The 463-nt window shown below is 64.8% G+C and carries 1 protein-coding gene; it reads right to left on the bottom strand.

Features of this window, described 5'->3' with window-relative positions:
* Nucleotides 1-58: 58 nt before the first annotated feature.
* Nucleotides 59-463 (bottom strand): GTP cyclohydrolase I (folE, locus tag QC029_RS31330; RefSeq protein WP_279559089.1); only part of this gene is annotated, 405 nt, incomplete at its 5' end.

Genomic DNA, 463 nt, shown 5'->3' with positions numbered 1-463 from the left:
CCTCGATGTCATGAGAGTGAGCGGACACGGGCGTCCTCGCCAAAAAGCTTTCGCGAGGTCAGCGCTGCAGGCCTCGCACCAGGGACAGGAAACGGGCCTGCTCCGCCGGATTGTCGCGGAACATGCCGGTGAAGCGGCTGGTGAAGGTGGAGGCGCCATGCTTGGCGACGCCACGCACCGACATGCAGGTATGCTCGGCCTCGATCAGCACCGCAACGCCGCGGGGCTTGAGGATTTCGTCGATGGCCGCCGCGATCTGCGCCGTCAGATGCTCCTGGGTCTGGAGCCGGCGGGCGAAGATGTCGGTCAGGCGGGCAAGCTTGGACAGGCCGACAACGCGTTCCACCGGCGTATAGGCGATATGCGCCTTGCCGTAGAACGGCATCATGTGATGCTCGCACTGCGAGGTGAACTCGATGTCGCGCACCAGCACGAAATCGTCGTAGCCCGCGGTCTCGCCGAA

This window comes from Streptomyces sp. DH37 (assembly GCF_029813835.1).
GTDB lineage: Bacteria > Actinomycetota > Actinomycetes > Streptomycetales > Streptomycetaceae > Streptomyces.
The sequence above is the reverse complement of the archived record's forward strand: the minus strand, read 5'-3'. Positions and strand labels throughout refer to the sequence as shown.